21 protein-coding genes are annotated in these 19,434 nt (G+C 49.2%); 18 read left to right on the plus strand and 3 right to left on the minus strand.

Translation table 11 applies throughout. The features are described from left to right. Nucleotides 1-31 precede the first annotated feature (31 nt). Both HUN05_11630 and HUN05_11635 read left to right on the plus strand, forming a co-directional pair. Nucleotides 32-1,096 carry a hypothetical protein gene (locus HUN05_11630; GenBank protein ID WDP85698.1) on the plus strand — a complete coding sequence of 355 codons (1,065 nt, stop codon included), beginning with the start codon at nt 32-34 and terminating at the stop codon, nt 1,094-1,096. Nucleotides 1,097-1,445: 349 nt separating this feature from the next. Then, nucleotides 1,446-2,627, plus strand: a complete 1,182-nt coding sequence (locus HUN05_11635) for a hypothetical protein (GenBank protein WDP85699.1) — start codon at nt 1,446-1,448, stop codon at nt 2,625-2,627. Nucleotides 2,628-3,315: 688 nt separating this feature from the next. On the opposite strand, the gene HUN05_11640 is transcribed toward HUN05_11635, so the two are convergent. Together HUN05_11640 and gatB are read right to left on the minus strand one after the other, a co-directional pair. Next, on the minus strand, nt 3,316-3,948 hold the full coding sequence (locus HUN05_11640) for a hypothetical protein (protein ID WDP85700.1): 633 nt from the start codon (nt 3,946-3,948) through the stop codon (nt 3,316-3,318). A gap of 12 nt (nt 3,949-3,960) precedes the next feature. Next, nucleotides 3,961-5,385, minus strand: coding sequence for an Asp-tRNA(Asn)/Glu-tRNA(Gln) amidotransferase subunit GatB (gene gatB, locus HUN05_11645; GenBank protein WDP85701.1), 1,425 nt, complete (start codon nt 5,383-5,385; stop codon nt 3,961-3,963). A 195-nt stretch (nt 5,386-5,580) separates the two neighbouring features. Between gatB and HUN05_11650 the strand changes: the two genes are divergently transcribed. The 7 genes from HUN05_11650 to amrB all read left to right on the plus strand — a co-directional run bounded on the left by HUN05_11650 (nt 5,581) and on the right by amrB (nt 11,381). Continuing rightward, on the plus strand, nt 5,581-5,769 hold the full coding sequence (locus HUN05_11650; protein WDP85702.1) for a DUF2065 domain-containing protein: 189 nt from the start codon (nt 5,581-5,583) through the stop codon (nt 5,767-5,769). Nucleotides 5,770-5,772: 3 nt separating this feature from the next. Further along, entirely contained in the window at nt 5,773-6,837 is a 1,065-nt protein-coding gene (gene queA / locus HUN05_11655; GenBank protein ID WDP85703.1) for a tRNA preQ1(34) S-adenosylmethionine ribosyltransferase-isomerase QueA, read from the plus strand. 93 nt (nt 6,838-6,930) lie between these two features. Continuing rightward, entirely contained in the window at nt 6,931-8,103 is a 1,173-nt protein-coding gene (tgt, locus tag HUN05_11660; GenBank protein WDP85704.1) for a tRNA guanosine(34) transglycosylase Tgt, read from the plus strand. Beyond that, on the plus strand, nt 8,100-9,287 hold the full coding sequence (locus HUN05_11665) for a pyridoxal phosphate-dependent aminotransferase (protein ID WDP85705.1): 1,188 nt from the start codon (nt 8,100-8,102) through the stop codon (nt 9,285-9,287). Before tgt ends, HUN05_11665 begins: the two co-directional genes overlap by 4 nt. Nucleotides 9,288-9,350: 63 nt before the next feature. Continuing rightward, complete coding sequence (gene hypA, locus HUN05_11670) at nt 9,351-9,701, plus strand: hydrogenase maturation nickel metallochaperone HypA (protein WDP85706.1); 351 nt, start codon at nt 9,351-9,353, stop codon at nt 9,699-9,701. 58 nt (nt 9,702-9,759) lie between these two features. Then, nucleotides 9,760-10,425 (plus strand): hydrogenase nickel incorporation protein HypB, encoded by a 666-nt coding sequence (hypB, locus tag HUN05_11675; GenBank protein WDP85707.1) that lies wholly within the window; start codon nt 9,760-9,762, stop codon nt 10,423-10,425. Between the two features lie 53 nt (nt 10,426-10,478). Next, complete coding sequence (gene amrB, locus HUN05_11680; protein ID WDP88040.1) at nt 10,479-11,381, plus strand: AmmeMemoRadiSam system protein B; 903 nt, start codon at nt 10,479-10,481, stop codon at nt 11,379-11,381. A gap of 80 nt (nt 11,382-11,461) precedes the next feature. Here amrB and gltX read toward each other — a convergent pair whose 3' ends face one another. After that, nucleotides 11,462-12,877, minus strand: coding sequence for a glutamate--tRNA ligase (gene gltX / locus HUN05_11685; GenBank protein WDP85708.1), 1,416 nt, complete (start codon nt 12,875-12,877; stop codon nt 11,462-11,464). A gap of 233 nt (nt 12,878-13,110) precedes the next feature. Between gltX and rpmF the strand changes: the two genes are divergently transcribed. Genes rpmF through HUN05_11730 form a run of 9 tightly spaced genes read left to right on the plus strand, consistent with a single transcriptional unit; the run spans nt 13,111 to nt 19,388 of the window. Further along, complete coding sequence (gene rpmF, locus HUN05_11690) at nt 13,111-13,299, plus strand: 50S ribosomal protein L32 (GenBank protein ID WDP85709.1); 189 nt, start codon at nt 13,111-13,113, stop codon at nt 13,297-13,299. A gap of 22 nt (nt 13,300-13,321) precedes the next feature. Continuing rightward, entirely contained in the window at nt 13,322-13,555 is a 234-nt protein-coding gene (acpP, locus tag HUN05_11695) for an acyl carrier protein (GenBank protein ID WDP85710.1), read from the plus strand. A gap of 21 nt (nt 13,556-13,576) precedes the next feature. Then, entirely contained in the window at nt 13,577-14,017 is a 441-nt protein-coding gene (gene rpiB / locus HUN05_11700; protein ID WDP85711.1) for a ribose 5-phosphate isomerase B, read from the plus strand. A 53-nt stretch (nt 14,018-14,070) separates the two neighbouring features. Next, complete coding sequence (locus HUN05_11705) at nt 14,071-15,312, plus strand: serine hydroxymethyltransferase (GenBank protein WDP85712.1); 1,242 nt, start codon at nt 14,071-14,073, stop codon at nt 15,310-15,312. Continuing rightward, nucleotides 15,309-15,815: a cytidine deaminase gene (locus tag HUN05_11710; GenBank protein WDP85713.1), complete on the plus strand. Its 507-nt coding sequence runs from the start codon at nt 15,309-15,311 to the stop codon at nt 15,813-15,815. Before HUN05_11705 ends, HUN05_11710 begins: the two co-directional genes overlap by 4 nt. 19 nt (nt 15,816-15,834) lie before the next feature. Next, nucleotides 15,835-16,338 carry a transcriptional repressor NrdR gene (nrdR, locus tag HUN05_11715; protein WDP85714.1) on the plus strand — a complete coding sequence of 168 codons (504 nt, stop codon included), beginning with the start codon at nt 15,835-15,837 and terminating at the stop codon, nt 16,336-16,338. Further along, complete coding sequence (ribD, locus tag HUN05_11720) at nt 16,331-17,467, plus strand: bifunctional diaminohydroxyphosphoribosylaminopyrimidine deaminase/5-amino-6-(5-phosphoribosylamino)uracil reductase RibD (GenBank protein ID WDP85715.1); 1,137 nt, start codon at nt 16,331-16,333, stop codon at nt 17,465-17,467. Before nrdR ends, ribD begins: the two co-directional genes overlap by 8 nt. A 10-nt stretch (nt 17,468-17,477) precedes the next feature. Beyond that, nucleotides 17,478-18,143: a riboflavin synthase gene (locus HUN05_11725; protein ID WDP85716.1), complete on the plus strand. Its 666-nt coding sequence runs from the start codon at nt 17,478-17,480 to the stop codon at nt 18,141-18,143. 42 nt (nt 18,144-18,185) lie between these two features. Then, nucleotides 18,186-19,388 (plus strand): bifunctional 3,4-dihydroxy-2-butanone-4-phosphate synthase/GTP cyclohydrolase II, encoded by a 1,203-nt coding sequence (locus HUN05_11730; protein ID WDP85717.1) that lies wholly within the window; start codon nt 18,186-18,188, stop codon nt 19,386-19,388. The last annotated feature ends 46 nt before the right edge of the window (nt 19,389-19,434 follow it).

Here is a 19,434-nt window from a genome sequence, read left to right on the forward strand (position 1 = left end):
AGGCAGTAAGATAACCTTTAAGGAGAAAAAGATGAAAAAATTAATGATTGCCGTTGCAGCTATTGCAATGTTTGCCAGCTCTGCCTATGCAGCAGACTGGAACTTCTATGGAAACGCTCGTTTCTATACATTTTATGAAAGTGTTGATCACAACACTCCTGGTACTGATGATACTGACAACACAGTATGGGCAACTTCCCCCAACTCTCGTATCGGTGCCAATGTTAAAGTATCTGACGAACTGTCCGGTCGTTTTGAATGGGACATCGCTTCTGACATCAGAATCCGTCTTCTTTATGGAGAGTGGAACTTTGGTGCTGGCTCTCTCTTAGTTGGTCAGGACTGGACCCCCACCAATATCTTTGGTTCCAACCAGGTTGGTGCCACTGAACTGGGTCTTGGCGGACTTGGTGAAATGGGCGGCGGCCGTACTGGTCAGCTTAAATTGAAAATGGGCGGTTTCCGTCTTGCTCTTGCTACTCCTGATGTTAATGCCATGGACGATACTACTGGTGTTACTCTTAAAGATGATGATTATGCTGGCGTTGCTTATGACACAGAAGTTAAAATTCCCCAGATTCTTGCCAGCTACAGATTTGCCGGTGACAACTGGTCCGTAAAGGGTGTTGCAGGTTACCAGAAATTTGATCTTGAGAACCAGAGCGTATCTTCCTACATCGTAGGTATCGGTGGTGATGTTGCCTTTGGTGCTGCAACTCTGTATGCCTCTATCCATAGCGGCGAAAACATCGGCAACCTTCAGAATGGCGCTGCTACCGGCGGAGCCCTGACTGACGGTTCTTACGCAGTAGTTGACGGTACTACCGTTATTGACAATGAAAACCTGAGCTGCAGATTTATTGTTAACTATGTTTTCAATGACATGATTTCTGCTGAAATCGGTTATGGTTATACTGAGAACGAACTTGACACACCTGGTGCGGTTTCTGACGAAGCACAGTCTTACTACATCAACCTGCCCATCAACCTGGCTCCCGGCGTCATCCTGACTCCTGAAATCGGTGTTGTTGATGAAAAAGAAGACGGACAGGACAAAACCACTTATTATGGTGCCCATTGGAGAATCAACTTCTAATTTAGAAGTTATCCCAGTATAAAACTGCCTGAATGATTAACGGGCTGGTGATGCAGATCACCAGCCCGTTTTTTTTTGTTTTTTAACGCCTGTCTTTTTTTAATTTAATGGTTTTCTCTGTACTAATTTCGCATTGTTGAGGAAAATTGTTCATTTGTTGTTTAATTGTAAAAAAATGTTGTGAAAGATGTTGACAATGGGTGGTGGTATCTGATTAATTGATTCGTGAACAATGTTTATCAAAGAAACGCGCGGTCTTTCCCTATAAAAAAACAGGTGTTTAAAAGGAGCACCTGGTTTTGACCCAGGCGGGGAAGCGGGTGTTCAACCCTCAACAAAAGGAGAAAAGATGAAAAAATTAATGGTAATTGCTGCTCTGCTTGTCTACATGACCGGTTCTGCATGGGCTGCTGCTGAGTGGAATTTTTACGGTTCTGCCCGTGTCAGCACCTTTTATTCGGAATATAAAAATAATCCGTTTATCGCAGGCACTCCGGACACGGATAATTTTGAGATGGACAATAATGGTAATGCCCGTATCGGCGCCAATATTAAAGTCAGTGATACGCTTACCGCGCGTTTTGAGCATGGGGCCAAATCAGGGTCTGCCAATATTCGTATCCTCTGGGGCGAATGGAATTTCGGCGCAGGCTCCCTGGGGATTGGTAAAAATTATACCCCCCTGCTCATGCCCTATTCCAACCAGGTTTATAATATCTTTTACAAGGAAGACGGCGACACCAATATGAGCCTTTTCGGCATGCTTTACGGCAAGCGCGAAGCTCAGGTCCGTCTTAAATTCGGTAACTTCCAGGTTGCCCTTGTTCAGCCGAGAACACGTGTTTATTGTGCTCCTACCGGGCTTGGTTCGGGTGCTCCTTATTATTTGATGTTAGATCAGTCTAGTACCGAAGTTAAATTGCCCAATATCCAGGCCAAGTATAAGTTTGAATTTGACATGGGCCATGTCAACCTGGCTGCAGGTTACCAGACCTACGATCTTCTTGACGCTGGTGAATCCTATGATGTGACCTCCTGGGTCCTGGCTCTTGGCGGCCGTTTAAACGTGGGCAAAGCCTATTTTAAAGGGAATGTCTGGGGCGGTACCAATGTGGGCAACCTGGCTGATATCCTTGTTTCCGGCAGTATCACATCCACTGTGGCCTCTGTCTCGTCTGGTGATAATCTTGACGGTGCAGGCCTGGGCTTTGCCAGATGGAGTGATGGTACCATGGTTGGCTTTGGTCAACCTGCAAGGGGTTTGACAGACAACGATGCCCTGGCCGGTTTGATCGTGGCCGGTTATGAGATCAGAAAAGGGTTGTACGTTGAAGCAGGTTACGGCTATACCCGGACCGAGCTTGACGTTGTCGGATCTGAAAAAGATGATGCAGCCACCTGGTATGTCCAGTCAACCATCTTTCTGGCTCCCGGTGTTTTTATCACACCTGAAGTGGGTGGCTTAGACGGCAAGCAGACCGGCGATCCTGAGATCTTTTATGCAGGTATAAAATGGCAGATCAATTTCTAATTTAGACTAATCTTTGCACAACCCGCCTGGGAATTTAAAAGGCCCGGTGAGAAATCATTCTCACCGGGCCTTTTGTACGTTTGACGGTCTGGGAATAAAATAACCTGGGGATAGACAAAAGCGGTGCTTGTCTTTTTATTCTGGAACATACCAGTGATCAGGGCATTCTTTGTGATCGCGGTGGGCTTGCCCAGTCTTTCATACCCCTTGGATCAGGCACTATAGAAACGAATCATTTGGAATATATAAATATAAGCCCCTGAATTCAAAAACGGTCATGTGGCAATAAATCACCGGCCAGGATTTGACCATGGGAGGGGATTATATATTTGTTTTTTAATCTTTAAATCTTTGTCCTGGGAAATTTAAAAGGTCGTCATCTCTTGCATGATAAGACTTGGCCGTAAAACCATCGTTTTTGTCCCTGGCTGTTTTGTAAATTAAAGCTCGTTTGAATTTTGCAGGCTTGGATTTTATTTGACCCTCTCTTGTCTGGTCATGCCGGGGCAGTGGGGGGATGCTTTTTTGGGGGAATGCCTGAACTGGCCTGGACCCTTTGTTGTGAAGATCATTTCAAGGGCATGAGCAGGACATTACCATGGGGTTGCCCTGGTCTTAATAAAACAACGCCCTGTCAAAGTTAGGTGGGTTCTGACAGGGCGTTAACTTGATCTTATCAAATAAGATTTTAAAACAGATACTTCCAGACCTTCCAGCCGATCTCTTCTTTGGGCTGCCAGCCTGCAGGCACCTGCATGAGGTGTTCAGGGTTTTTGCGTTTCAGGTCGTTGATATAATCTTGTTTTTCCTGTTCCATCTGTTCCCAGGTGGCGGTATTTCTTTCAAAGACCCGCTGGTTGATGGTGGCAGCGATTTCATCCACTTTTTTGATCAGCTCATCCTGGTTTTTGGATTGTTTGAAAAAGGCCATATAGCGTTTGTTTTCCATGTCAAATACCCGGGCATCAATGGAAAAGGCCCCTGCAAGCTGGGTAACCGAACCTGCCAAAACAAATTGGCTCTGGGTCTTTTGGGCGGTTTTTTTAACGGCATCGTTGGTTGGAAGGCCCTTGAGATCCGTATACAGGGAATCCATTTTTTCAGGGGCGATAACCCTTACCTTTCCAGGCCAGGAGATCCTTGAATAGAGCATGCGGCTGATCCCTTTTTTTACAAAATCCAAATCGTTCTGGGCATGGATGGTAAAGGGAAGGACTGCAAATTTCTGTTCGGCATGGGCCTTGGGTGCCGGCAGGATCTGGATCACCGCAAAGGTGACCAAAAGGATAAACAAAGATGAAAGAAGATGCAAAGGTTTCACGATAGGTTTCCTTTATAATTTGGATTTAATCAAAGGGGTGACGATTTTAGGATCGGCTTTTCCCTTGGTTTTTTTCATGATCTGGCCCATAAAAAAGCTGAATAATTTGGTTTTGCCCGCTTTATAGGCTGCTGCCTCTTCGGGGTTTTCTGAAATCACCGTGTCCACCATGCGTTCAAGCTCATTCTCGTCAGAGACCTGCTCAAGGCCTTTTTTCCGGACAATGACTGAAGGGGCCTTGCCGGTCTCGGCCATCTGCTCAAATACGGTTTTTGCGGCATTGGCATTGATGCTCCCCTTTTCAAGGAGGAGCAGTAAGTCTGAAAAGGCCGGGGCCGTGATTGGGGACTGGCTGATGTCCAATCCCTTTGCATTGAGCAGGCCCATGAGCGTGGTCATGGTCCAGTTTGCCGCCTGTTTGATATTTTTCAGGGGTTTGATGGTCTCTTCAAAAAAGTCGGCCATATCAATGCTTGCACAAAGCACGGAGGCATCATATTCAGAAAGGCTGAATTCTTTGACAAACCGCTGTTTTTTCTGGTCCGGCAGTTCGGGCATGGTCTGTTCCACCGCCTGGATCCAGGTATCGTCAACAATCAGGGGAACCAGGTCAGGATCGGGAAAATACCGGTAATCATGGGCCTCTTCCTTGCCCCTCATGGTGGCGGTACAATTTTTATTGGGGTCCCAGAGCCGGGTTTCCTGGACCACCGGGTTACCCTCTTCCAATACATAGGTCTGGCGTTGGATTTCATAGACGATGGCTTTTTCCACGTTTTTAAAGGAGTTGAGGTTTTTAAGCTCGGTCCTGGTGCCGAATTCTTTTTGGCCTGGGGGCCGGAGGGAAATATTGGCATCACAGCGAAAAGAGCCCTGCTCCATGTTGCCGTCACAGACATCAATGTATTTTAGAATGGCATGGAGTTTTCTTAAATAGGCCCCTGCCTCGGCTGCAGTTCTAAGGTCGGGTTCGCTCACAATTTCAATGAGGGGAATGCCGGTGCGGTTCAAATCGACCATACTCCTGGCCCGGTTGGGATCATGGATGAGCTTTCCGGCATCCTCTTCCATGTGAATCCGGGTGATGCCGATCCTTTTTTTTCCTTGCTCTAAATCAATGTCCAAGTGGCCGTGTTCTGCAATGGGGGCGGCAAACTGGGTGATCTGATAGCCCTTGGGCAGGTCCGGGTAAAAATAGTTTTTCCGGTCAAACCGGCTTTCTCTGGCAATGGTGCAATGGGTGGCCAGACCTGCTTTAATGGCAAAGGTAACCGCCTTTTTGTTGAGAACAGGCAATACCCCGGGCATACCCGTGCATACAGGACAGGTATTGGCATTGGGGGGGCTGCCGAACTGGGTGGAGCAGGAACAGAAGATTTTTGTCCGGGTCTTGAGCTGGGCATGGACCTCAAGCCCGATCACAGGTTCAAATGCCATAAATTCGTTTATTCCTTTTATTTTCCTTAACTTGTATTAATAACAGCCTTCCTTTATAACCTTGATATTTTGAATAATCAATATAATTTATTGGAATTTGTATTGGAAAAGTTATTGCAAAACCAGGCCCAAAACTATAAAACAAGGACCTGCGGATTTTATAAATACAGGAAATAACTTGGGAAATAAGCTTTGATGAAATTTTTTCTTTGCGTGATGGGTATGGTCATGATGGTGGAAGGCCTGCCCTATTTTGCCTTTCCGGGCAAAATGAGACAGATGGTCTCTGTGATACTCGGGCTTGACGACGCCACATTGCGGCGGTTCGGTTTTTTTATGATGCTGGCAGGGCTGGGGATTGTCTATTTGGCCATGGGAGAGTGATAGATGTATCAATTGTCCGACTATGATTATGATCTGCTAGAAGAATTGATTGCCCAGACCCCGGCCCAGGAGAGAACCCGGTCCAGGCTGCTGGGGATTCACAGACAAAAAAATACCCTTTCCCACCAGCATTTTTCCGACATTGAAGGTCTTTTGCGTCCCAATGATCTGCTGGTGGTCAACAATACCCGGGTGATCCCGGCACGGCTGATGGGAAAAAAAGAGACCGGCGGCCAGGTGGAGATCCTGATCATTGACTATGCCCAGGGCCTGGTTCATCTGGAAAAAACCGGTGTTTTTCAGTGCGAATGCCTGATCCGGGCCTCCAGGCGGCCCAGGCCCGGGGCAAGGCTTTTCATGGACGGCCAGATTCTTGCCCGGGTGGTGGGTCACAAGGACCGGATCTCCATCGTGGCCTTTGACGGGGGAGATGCCTTTTTAGGGCAGCTTAAGGCCGCAGGCCAGATCCCGCTTCCCCCCTATATCAAACGGTCGGGGGACACGGATCTTGCCCAGCGGGACAAGCAAGACTACCAGACGGTCTATGCCCAGAAAGACGGGGCTGTGGCCGCACCCACGGCAGGGCTTCATTTTACAGACCCTTTGATTGAAAGACTGGCGGCCAAGGGGGTAAAGATGGTGGATATCACCCTCCATGTGGGATACGGCACCTTTGTGCCGGTGCAGGTGGATGATATCCGGGATCATCAGATCCATTCCGAGTCTTTTACCGTCTCGCCTGGGGCGGCAGAAAAGATCAACCAGGCAAAGAAAGATAAACACCGGGTGATTGCCGTGGGGACCACATCGGTTAGGACCTTGGAGTATATTGCAGATGACCAAGGGTTTGTCACTGCGGGTTCAGGGCTTTGTGATCTCTTTATTTATCCAGGGTACAAGTTTAAATGCGTGGATGCCATGTTCACCAATTTTCATCTTCCCAAATCCACCCTGCTCATGCTGATTTCAGCCTTTTATTCCAGGGAAAAAATTTTAGATGCATACAGGACTGCCGTGGCTGAAAAATACCGGTTTTTCAGCTATGGGGATGCCATGTTTATTCAATAACCCCATGATCGGCCGCCTGTCCATAACAGAGGATGAAGGAGCTATGGCAGCAATGTTCTGGCCAAGGGGTCATATAAAAGAGAGAAAACGTTTATGCTGACATTTGAATTGTTTAAAGATAACGGCCGGGAGTCTAAGCCAGATTCAGGTCCGGATTTATCCTCCCATGAAGGAAAAGACAAGGACTGTTCCCGCACCGGGGTGATCACCACGGACCGGGGGCAGATTGAGACCCCCATTTTCATGCCCGTAGGTACGGTGGGATCGGTCAAGGGGATTTCAAAGGAAGATCTGGATCATTGCGGGGCCCAGATTATTCTGGGAAATACCTATCATCTGTATTTGCGTCCGGGCTGCGAAGTCATTGAACCCATGGGCGGGCTCCATGAATTTATCTCCTGGGACAAGCCCATGCTCACCGATTCCGGAGGGTTTCAGTTTTTTTCCCTGGCCAAGCTGGCCAAGTTCACGGATGAGGGGGTGAATTTTCAATCCCATATTGACGGGTCCAGGCATTTTTTCTCCCCTGAAAAGGCCGTGGAGATCCAGATGATTTTAGGCTCTGACATCATGATGTCCCTGGACTGGTGCATGGGGCATCCCGCCACCCGGGGTCAGACCGTTGAGGCCTTGAAAAAAACAACGGCCTGGGCAAGACGCGGGTTTGATTTCTGGCAGGACCAGGGGGCAAAGAACAACCTTTTCGGGATTGTTCAGGGCGGGATGTACAAGGAGCTGCGCTCTTTGTCGGCCGAGCAGATTACAAAGATTGATTTTCCAGGCTTTGCCATTGGCGGGCTTTCCGTGGGAGAACCCACCCCTATCATGTATGAGATGGCCCGTCACACCCTGCCCTTGCTGCCTCCTGACAAACCCAGGTATATCATGGGAGTGGGCACGCCTGAAAATTTGGTGACCCTGGTGGGCATGGGCTGTGACATGTTTGACTGTGTCATGCCTTCCAGAAATGCCAGAAACGGGCAGCTGTTTACCCGCACCGGCACCATCAATATTCCCAATGCACGGTATAAAACAGATTCAAGGCCCATTGATGATACCTGCCAATGCTATACCTGCCAGAATTATTCCCGAAGCTATTTAAGGCATTTGTACAAATCACGGGAGCTTTTGGCCTATCGGCTGAATACCATTCATAATCTCTATTATTATCTTGACCTCATGGACAAAATGCGCCATGCAATAAAACAAGATCAGTTTTTAGAGTTTAAAGATGATTTTTTTGCACAAAGGAAAAAGCCTGAATGACCATTGCCCAAAAAATTTTTGCCGACATTGAGACCGGTTCATGGATCAGAAAGATGTTTGAGGCAGGGGCCCGGCTCAAGGCCGAGTACGGGCCGGAAAATGTATTTGATTTTTCCCTGGGCAATCCCAATCTGGAGCCGCCCCAAGCCTTTAAGCAGGCCCTTGAAAAAGCGGTTCAAGATCCTGCTTGCGGGCTTCACGGGTATATGCCCAATGCCGGGTATCCCCATGTAAGAGAGCAGATTGCCCAAACCCTGGCCAGGATCCAGAAAAAAAAGATCACCAGAGAGGATATTGTCATGACCTGCGGGGCTGCAGGCGGATTGAACATTGTGTTTAAATCCCTGCTCAACCCGGAAGAAGAGGTGTTGGTGACCTCGCCTTATTTTGTGGAGTACAAGGCCTATGCCGACAACCATGGCGGCCGGCTCAAAACCGTGCCTGCCCGGGATGATTTTTCCCTGGATCTTGATGCCATGGCCAAGGCCATTGGGCCCAAAACAAAAATTGTTTTGATCAACTCTCCCAACAATCCCACAGGCGCGGTCTATTCAAGAGTTCAGCTTGAAGGGCTTGGCCGGATGCTAGAAGAAAAATCAAAGATCTTTGGTCAAACGATTTATCTTGTCTCTGACGAGCCCTATACCCGGATCGTCTTTGACCATGTTGAGGTGCCCCCCATATTTGACTTTTATGACCAAAGCCTTGTGGTGACCTCCCATTCCAAGGATCTTTCCCTGGCAGGGGAGCGCATCGGCTATGTCACTGTGAATCCTCGCGCCTGTTACCGGCAGGAGATTGTCAATGCCCTGACCCTGGCCAACAGAACCCTTGGCTTTGTCAATGCCCCGGCCATGATCCAGCGTGTGCTGCCTGATCTTCAGGGGGTCAGCGTGGATGTGGCCATCTATGAACGTAAGCGGGATATGATTTGTGAGGGGATGAAAAAGGCCGGGTACACCTTTCATAAACCCATGGGCAGTTTTTATCTTTTTGTAAAATCTCCCATTGAAAATGATGTGGACTTTGTTCAGATTCTTCAACAAGAACGTATTCTTGCGGTGCCGGGAAAAGGATTTGGCGGGCCCGGATATTTCAGGCTGGCATTTTGCGTGGATGATCATTGCATTACTGCCAGCATGGACGGATTTGAACGGGCCATTCAATTAATTAAACAATTATAGACTGCCTTGGACGGCGGCCTGAATATACAAGGATGAAATTTATCCTGTCAGGAGAAAGAAATCATGCATGAAATGGGTGTTGCCGAACAATTGGTCAAAATTGCCCTGGACGCCATACCTGAAGATATTGAAAATCCAAAGGTGGAAACCCTGAACTTGAGGATCGGCAAACTTGCGGCTGTAGTAGAACACAGCCTGACCTTCTGTATCGAAATCATCACCAAAGATACCCCTTTGGAGAATGTGGCCCTGTCCATAGAAAATGTGCCCGTCAGAATCCGGTGCAAATCCTGCAGCCGGGAGTGGGAGGCGGACTCCCCTGAGTTTTCCTGTCCCCATTGCAAGGATGCCCAGGTGGAAATGCTTTCGGGCAGGGAGATTGAAATTACATCCATGGAACTTGCCGATGATTGATCTCAGGGCTATTTTAGTGTAAATCAGAAATAAGTATAAAAAATAAAGGATAATCCCAATGGAAATAAATATTCAAAAGCGGGTGCTTGAGCAGAATAAAACAGAGGCAGACGTTAACCGGCTGTTTTTTAATGAGAAAAAGGTTTTTGTCCTGAACATGATGTCCTCTCCGGGCTCGGGCAAGACCGAAACCCTGTGTAAAACCTTGGGGGCGCTCATGCCCGGGATCAGGGTAGGGGTGATTGTGGGAGATGTCTGCACCACCAACGATGCCGACCGCCTGGAGGTTACCGGGGCCAAGGTCACCCAGATCAATACGGACCAGTTCGGGGGGGACTGCCATCTGGCGGCCCATCTTATTGATGCCTCTGCACGGGCCCTTGGCTGCGATGACCTGGATCTGCTCATTGTGGAAAATATCGGAAACCTGGTATGCCCTGCGGAATTTGATATTGGAGAGGATGCCAGGGCCGTGGTCCTGAGCGTGACCGAAGGGGAAGACAAACCCTTGAAATACCCCCTGATGTTCCAGGTGGCGGATGTTGCCATTTTAAACAAGGTGGATCTGCTCCCCTATCTGGATTTTGATGCGCCCTTGGCCGTTGAAAATATGAAAAAGGTCCACCCGGGCATGCCGGTATTTGAGATTTCCGCCAAAACCCAGGAGGGATTTGAACCCTGGCTTGAATGGCTGAAAACCAAGGTCAAGGAAAAACTGGGGTAAACCAGGCCCTCATTTTTGAGTACACGACTGTACTCTGATCAAAAAGAGGCATGATGGATAAAAAAGAAAATGCCCCGGGCTCCGGGGCCATTAAACGCCCAGCCTTTGCCGGGTCCTGGTATCCGTCCGGGGCCCGGGCCTGTGAAAATGCCATCCAAACCTTTTTAAAGGGGGGTAGGTCTGATCCCTGTTTTTCGGGCAAGGGCCTGGGCGGGATTGTTCCCCATGCCGGGTGGGCATATTCAGGCAGGATTGCCTGCCGGGTATTTGATATTCTGGCCCGGCACCATCCTGGGCCGGATACCATTATTCTGTTCGGGGCCCACATGCATTCGTCTTCTCCCGGGTTTACCATGGACCCGGGGGGCGTTGAAACCCCCTTTGGGAATCTTGAGGTGGACACAAGTTTTTTAAAGGCTCTGGTTTCCAGGTTGTCTTGGGCAAAGGATCGTATCAAACGGCTTTCCCCAAAGGCCTTTCCCGATGAAAACACCATCGAGCTTCAATTTCCCTTTATCCGGTATTTTTTTCCCAACTCAAGGATAATTGTCTGGGGGGTGCCGCCCACAGATCTCAGCGTGCACATCGGGCAGGCATGCGCCCAAACCGCCCGGGACCTGGGCAGATCCATCCTGGTCGTTGGATCAACAGACATGACCCATTACGGCCCGAATTTTGCCTTTGAACCGGCTGGAAAGGGGAAAAAAGCCCTGGAATGGGTGGTGTCCGAAAATGATGCCCAGGCCATCCGGGCCATGGAAAAAATGGATTCCCAGGGGATACTTGACCAGGGACTGGCCCATCAGAATCTCTGCTGCCCCGGGGCGGTTGCGGCGGCCGCCGCTGCCTGTAAAAAAATGGGCGCGGCCAAGGGCATCTGCCTTGACCACGCCACAAGTTTTGACATCGCGCCTGCCACAAGTTTTGTGGGATACTGCGGGATGATCTATGTCTGAACCCGGAGATGTGATGACAATTTGGAGACCATAGGGTGTCATCTCTCCGGATGCTTTGATCTATTTCTCAGCTTTGGTTTTCAGCTTTGGTCTTCGGTTTTGGACAGGCAAAATTGGGCGGCCTTTCGGATGCGCGCAATTGTTTTTTCCTTGCCAAGGGCCATGAGCATTTCAAAAATTCCAGGACTGACGGTGGTGCCGGTCACAGCCACCCTGAGGGGCTGGGCAATCTTGCCGAATCCAAGTCCAGTCTCTTCCATGATTTTTTTAAACACCTCTTCCTGATCCTTTTGGGCAAATGTCTCCAGGCCTTCAAGCGCATCTGCGCATTGGGTCAAAAGAGAGGCTGTCTCGGGCTTTAAAAACTTTTTGGCTGCCTTTTGTTCAAACTCGACGTCATCCATGTAGTAAAAGAGTGCGGCCTGGGCCATTTCAACCAGGGTTTTGCTTCTGGGCTGAAGGGTTTCAATCACGGCGCAGGTGAAGTCGTTGTTCTCAGCCTTTACCCCGAGTTCTGCCAAAAAGGGCAGTAGCGGTTCTGCAAGTTCTGCCGGACTTTTTTTCTGGATATGCTTGGCATTTAAGGAGATCAGCTTGTCCGTATCAAACATGGATGCAGACCGGCCCAGGTGCTTTAAATCAAATTTTTCAATGAGATCGTCCCGTTCAAAAAATTCCTGGTCTCCATGGGACCAGCCTAACCGGACCAGGTAATTGATCACGGCATCGGGCAAAAATCCCATTTTTTTGTACTCTCCAACGGACATGGCGCCGTGGCGTTTGCTCAACCGTGATTTGTCAGCGCCCAGCACCATGGGCACATGGCCGAATACGGGAAGTTCTGCGCCCAGGGCCTGGTAGATGAGCATCTGCTTGGGGGTGTTGATCAGATGGTCATCCCCCCGGATAATGGTGTTGATATTCATGGTGATATCATCAATCACCACAGCCAGATTGTACATGGCCACCCCGGAGCTGCGCTGGATGATGAAATCGTCAATTTCAGCATTCTGAAAGGCTGTGCTGCCCTTGACTACATCATCCACAATGGTCACCCCGGTATCAGGGGTTCTGAGCCTGACCACGGTGTTGTCTCCTTTTTTCAGGTGCCGGTCCCGGCATTTGGCGTTGTACATGGGTTTTTGCCCCTTGGCTTTTGCCTGTTCGCGCATGGCATCCACCTCTGCGGGGGTGCAGTCACAATAATAGGCATGACCGGATTCGACCAGGCGGTCAATATATTCACTGTAAATATCATGGCGCTGGGTCTGGAAAAAAGGGCCCTGGTCCCAGTCAATGCCCAGCCATTCCATGGCTTCTAGGATGGCATCCACGGATTCCTTGGTGGACCGGATTTTATCGGTATCTTCGATGCGTAATACAAAGGTGCCTTTGGTTTTTCTGGCGTAGAGCCAGTTAAACAATGCGGTCCTGGCACCGCCGATATGAAGGTATCCTGTGGGCGAAGGGGGAAAGCGGGTAACAATGGGTTTCATATAATCTCCAAATGGAATTGATTTATTTAAAATAATCGATTGTAAAATCGAGCCCTTATCTATCATAAATTAAGGGCGTAAAGCAATATATGGTGAAATTTTCTTTAATGCTTTAATCGAGGGGTTTGTATTATTCTTGACAGGTTTTAAAAATTGAGGTAAATATGTTTGTTTTAGTATGTCGGTAGAAAACGAGTGAATTGTAAGTAAAATAATATAGTTAGGAGAAACCCATGGCAGTACCTAAGCAAAGAAGCTCCAAGGCAAGAGGCAGGAAAAGACGGACCCACTACAAAACCAGCGCTCCCACCGTATCTGTATGCCCGGAGTGCCAGGAACCCAAACTTCCCCACACAGCATGCCCTGAATGCGGTGCCTACAAAGGCCGGAACGTAAATGCTGCCCAGGAAGACGACGAATAAATTAGAGGAAGGAATCCGTGTCATGACCGTTGAAACCAAAGTGAAAAAAGTGATTGCCGAAAAAATTCCTGATATTGATATTGATGATGTGGTCCCCGAAGCCTCGCTCATTGAAGATCTTGGGGCAGATTCTTTGACCATTGTCGAGCTTGTCATGTCCATGGAAGAAGTCTTTGAAATTGAAATTGATGATGATGCGGCAGAAGGGCTTGTAACGGTTCAGGATGCCATTGATTTTATCAAGGCAAAATCTTAACCTTTAAGGATCTTAAGGTAAATGGACAGGGATAAAACAATTATTATCGGCAGTGACCATGCCGCTTTCGGATTAAAGGAAAAGATCAAGGATCTTTTGTTTAATCTCGGATACGGGGTGGAAGATGCCGGAACATTCAGTGAAGAATCTGTGAACTATGCGGATTTCGGCAAAAAAGTTGCCCGTTCGGTTTCCACAGGCGAGTTTGCCAGGGGCATTCTGCTCTGCGGTACAGGCTTGGGCATGTCGATCCAGGCCAATCGGTTTAAAGGTGTGAGGGCTGCCCTTTGTTCGGATATTTTTTCCGCCCGGATGAGCAGGCTTCACAATGATTCCAATATCCTGGTCATGGGCGGACGCGTGGTCGGGGATATCCTTGCCTTTGAACTGGTGAAAGAATGGCTGTCCACTGAATTTGAAGGCGGACGGCATCTGGACCGGATCCTTTCCATGGATGCCTAAAGGAATCTGTAACCCAAGCGGGGAACGCAAATTAGATCACCGTGAGGAGGGGTATGCGCTATATTGAAGAAAATGATCCCGAAATTGCCCGGGTTGTTGAAAGAGAATCGGCACGCCAGAACGAGGGGTTAAACCTTATTGCCTCTGAAAACACGGTGAGCCGCGCCGTGATGGAAGCCCAGGGCTCCATCATGACCAATAAGTATGCCGAAGGGTATCCGGCCAAACGGTATTACGGCGGGTGTGAATTTGTAGACCAGGCAGAAGAACTGGCCATTGACCGGGTGAAAAAGCTTTTTGGGGTGGAATATGCCAATGTTCAGCCCCATTCAGGATCCGGGGCAAACATGGCCGCCTATTTTTCAATTTTAAATCCCGGAGACCGGATTCTGGCCATGGATCTTTCCCATGGGGGGCATCTGACCCATGGGGCAAAAGTCAGTTTTTCAGGCCGGCTCTTTAAGTTTTCCCATTACGGGCTTAATCCGGATACGGAAATGATCGACTTAAACCAGGTGGAAGATCTTGCCAAATCTGTCAAACCCAAGCTGATTGTGGCCGGGGCCTCAGCCTATCCCAGGATTATTGATTTTAAAGGATTTGCCCAGATTGCAAAGCGTGTCGACGCCTTGTTTATGGTGGATATGGCCCATATTGCAGGGCTTGTGGCAGCCAATGTCCATCCCTCGCCCGTGGGATTTGCAGATTTGATCACCTCTACCACCCACAAGACCCTCAGGGGCCCCAGAGGCGGTTTGATCCTATCGTCTGATAAATTTGCCAAAGCCATTAACTCCCAGATTTTTCCCGGGATCCAGGGCGGGCCGCTCATGCACGTGATCACGGCCAAGGCCATTGCCTTTAAAGAGGCGCTTTCTCCTGAATTTGCAGATTACCAGAAACAGGTGGTTAAAAATGCCTTTGTTCTGGCTTCCGTACTCATGGACAGGGGATATAAACTGGTCTCCAACGGCACGGACAACCACATGGTGCTTGTGGATTTTTCAGGCCGGGATATCACAGGCAAAGAGGCTGAAGAACGTTTGGGAAAGGCCGGCATCACCGTGAATAAAAATACGGTGCCCAATGAAAAAAGAAGCCCCTTTGTGACCTCGGGCATCCGTATCGGGGTTCCCCTGATCACCTCCCGGGGAATGAAAGAGGATGCGGTTTCGGCCATTTCAGGATTTATTTGCGATGTTTTAGATGACGGGGCAAATATTACCCGGGCCGCAGGCCAGGTCAAAGAGATTTGCAGTCAATACCCTTTATACGAGAAGAATCTTTCCCAATGAGTTTAATTCCGCCTGAACCCAACCCGGCCCATACTGATTTAAACTCGACTTTTCAGGGAGAACGGCCCTCATGGGATGAGTATTTCATGGGGATCACCGACCTTGTGGCAAGCCGTTCCACCTGTTTGAGACGAAAGGTGGGTGCGGTGCTGGTCAAGGAGAAAAGAATTCTGTGTTCCGGGTACAACGGGGCGCCGTCTTCTGTTCCCCACTGCCGGGAAACCGGCTGTCTTCGGGAACAGCTCAAGGTGCCGTCCGGTGAAAAACATGAACTTTGCCGGGGGGTCCATGCCGAGCAGAATGCCATTATCCAGGCGGCCTATCACGGGATTGCGGTCAGCGGCGCAGTTCTTTACTGCACCACCCAGCCCTGTTCCATCTGTGCCAAAATGATCATCAATGCCGGTATAAAAAAGGTGTATTACAAAGAGGGCTATGATGATCCTCTCTCTTTGGAAATGTTTGACCAGGCCCATGTGGCCCTGGTAAAGCTTAATCTCTAATTTCAATTAAGAGGCTGACATGAAATGCCCATATTGCGGAAAACTAAACACCAGGGTGGTTGATTCGCGTCCGGGCAAAATTGAGTTTGAAGTCCGGCGCAGAAGAGAATGCCAGGACTGCAACCAGCGGTTTACCACCTACGAGAGAGTTGAACAGGTCCCTGTAATGATCGTTAAAAAGGACAGCCGCAGGGAAGAGTTTGACCGGGAAAAGATCTTAAAGGGCATTCAGAAGGCCTGTGAAAAAAGGGTCATCAGTGTTGACCAGATCGAAGAAATGGTGGACACCATTGAACGGGAATTGCGGGACAGCAATGAGCGGGAGGTGGCCTCCAAGGTGGTGGGCGAAAAGATTATCACAGCCCTCAAAGCGGTTGATGATGTGGCCTATGTGAGGTTTGCCTCTGTGTACCGGGAATTCAAGGATGTTGCGGATTTTATCCAGGAGTTAAAAGGGCTGGTGCCCCAGTGTCAATCTGTTGATCTCGGGCCTTTGAGCCTTGCGGGCACCCAGGATGACTGATACCCGATATATGAAAAAGGCCCTAGAACTTGGGGCCCGTGGCAAGGGGTTTACCTCGCCCAACCCCTGTGTGGGGGCGGTGGTGGTAAAAGACGGCCGGATTATCGGCCAAGGGTTTCACCCCAAGGCCGGCGGCCCCCATGCCGAAGTCGTGGCCATTGACAATGCCCTTGACCATGCCCCGGACCTTGTACCCGGATCCACCATCTATGTCACCCTTGAACCTTGCAATCATTTTGGGAAAACCCCGCCATGCACCCGAAAAATCCTGGATGCCAAAATTTCCCGGGTGGTGGTGGGGTGTAAAGATCCCAATCCCCATGTCAGAGGGGGAGGGATTGCATTTTTAAGAGAAAACGGGGTGGCTGTGGAAACCGGCGTTCTTGAATCCAGCGCCCAGACCCTGATCGAGGATTTTATCTGGTACAGCCAAAATGATAAGGATCCTTTTGTCATTTTAAAGTGTGCGGCTACCCTGGATGGGTATATTGCCACGAGGACAAAGGATTCCAAGTGGATTACCAACGATCTTTCAAGAGGTTACGGACATCAGCTGCGTCATGAAGTTGATGCCATTCTCATCGGTTCGGGCACCCTTCATGCCGATGACCCTTCGCTTACGGCCCGGATCAAGGGTAAAACAACGGTTGATCCTGACCGGATTATTTTAGATACACGGCTGACCATCCCGGAAGATGCAAGGGTCATTACCCAGAAATCCTCTGCTCGCACCATTATTGTGACAGGCCCCTGCGTGCCTGAAGATAAGAAAAACAGGCTCTTGGAAAAGGGGATAAAGATCATAAGTGTAGATCTTATAGACCAGAGACTTGATTTCAATGAACTCATGATTAAGTTAGGTCACATGTCTGTGTCAAGCATCCTCATAGAAGGCGGTGGCCGGGTGGCCTCTTCAGCCTTAAAGGCCAAGATTGTCAACAAGGTCTGCTATTTTCTGGCCCCTAAATTTTTAGGGGGCAATGACGGGATTCCCGTATTCGGGGGAGCTGGCCCTGAACGGATCAAGGATGCCTTTGAACTGACCCGTGTGAGCACGCGCGCCTTTGGATCGGATCTTTTGGTGACAGGCTACCTTGACAAGGGATCATCCGCTGGGAACAAGGCATAGGAGGCAGGAGGTGTTTACAGGTATCATAGAAAGTTTTGGAACCATTCAGCGCATTGAGTCAAACGGAGAGGGCCGGGTGCTTTCCATTGGGTGTGACCTGGATTTGTCCCAAAGTAAAATCGGAGACTCCATTGCCGTGAACGGGGCCTGTTTAACGGCCATCCACCTTGGCGACCACGAATTTAGGGTGGATATGGCGCCTGAAACCGTTTCCAGGACAACATTCAAGCAAATGGGTCCGGGGTCTCGGGTAAATATAGAACGGGCATTGAGACTTTCTGATCGGATTGACGGGCATCTGGTCTCTGGCCATATTGACGGCACCGGCATTGTTCAATCCATTCAGAAAAAAAGCAATGCCGTGATTCTGGATGTGGGGGTCTCTGAATCTTTGGCCGCAGACATGATCGAAAAAGGATCTGTTGCCATTGAGGGAATCAGCCTGACCATCAACCGGTGCTGGGATAAGGGATTTTCAGTCAGTATCATTCCCCATACCGCAAAAATAACCACCATCGGGTTAAAGCGGGTGGGGGACAAGGTCAACATTGAAACAGATATGTTGGGAAAATATGTAAAAAAGTTTTTAACCAAAGGGAGGATGGGAGCCGATGACAACAAATCTTCGGAATCGGATATCAGTCTTTCTCTTCTTGCCAGAAACGGATTTTTATAAGCCGTTTATAATTTGTATTCTTAACGGATTTTAGGGGAAAACATGCCGCATTTAACCATTGAACAGGCAATTGAAGATATCAAGAATGGCAAAATGGTCATTCTTGTGGATGATGAGGACCGGGAGAACGAAGGCGATCTGACCATGGCAGCAGAGGCGGTTACGCCTGAAGCCATCAATTTCATGGCCACCTACGGCCGGGGGCTGATCTGTCTCTCTTTGGATTCAACCATTGCAGACCGTCTGGATCTGCCCATGATGGTGGATCATAATACCTCCCAGTTTGAAACCGGTTTTACCGTGTCCATAGAGGCCAAAAAGGGCGTGACTACGGGTATCTCCGCAGCAGACCGGGCCACCACTATTCTCACGGCAGTGGCAGATGAAACCACCCCTGCCGACATTGCAAGGCCGGGACATATTTTTCCCTTGCGGGCCCGTGACGGCGGTGTGATGGTCAGAATCGGACAGACAGAAGGCTCTGTGGACCTGGCCCGTCTGGCCGGACTCAAACCTGCCGGCGTCATCTGCGAGATCATGGATGAAGACGGGACCATGGCCAGAATGCCTTCCCTTGAAAAGTTTGCAAAAAAACATGGGATCGGCATCTGCACGGTTGCTGATCTGGTAGAATACCGGCTTAAAACCGAAACCTTTGTCAAACGGGCCGCAGAAACCGTGATTCCCACAAAAGTCGGAGGAGAGTTCAAGATCATTGCCTATGAAAATGACATGGACAGCCTCACCCATATTGCCCTGGTAAAAGGGGAGATTGATTCTGAAAAGGAAATTCTGGTCCGGGTGCATTCAGAATGCATGACCGGGGATATTTTTTCTTCCTTAAGATGCGACTGCCAGGATCAGCTGCACAGGGCCATGGCCATGATGGAGGAGGAGGGGTGCGGTGTCCTGCTCTACCTGCGCCAGGAGGGCCGGGGGATCGGGCTTGTGAACAAGCTCAAGGCATACGAATACCAGCGCCAGGGTCTGGATACGGTGGAGGCAAACGAAAAGCTCGGGTTTAAGGCGGACATGAGAGATTATGGTATTGGTGCCCAGATGCTGGTGGACATCGGTGTTAGAAAGATGCGTCTGCTGACCAATAATCCTAAAAAAATGATCGGCCTTGAAGGATACGGCCTTTCCGTTGTGGAACAGGTTCCCATTGAGGTGGAAGCCAATTGCTTTAACCAGGGGTATTTAAAGTGCAAACAGGCCAAAATGGGCCATCTGCTACATATGTAAAAAATTTGCAGACCAGCCTTGGGGCTGGGGTGTAATTTGCCATGGA

The sequence above is a fragment of the Desulfobacter sp. genome (genome assembly GCA_028768545.1).
Taxonomy (GTDB): domain Bacteria; phylum Desulfobacterota; class Desulfobacteria; order Desulfobacterales; family Desulfobacteraceae; genus Desulfobacter.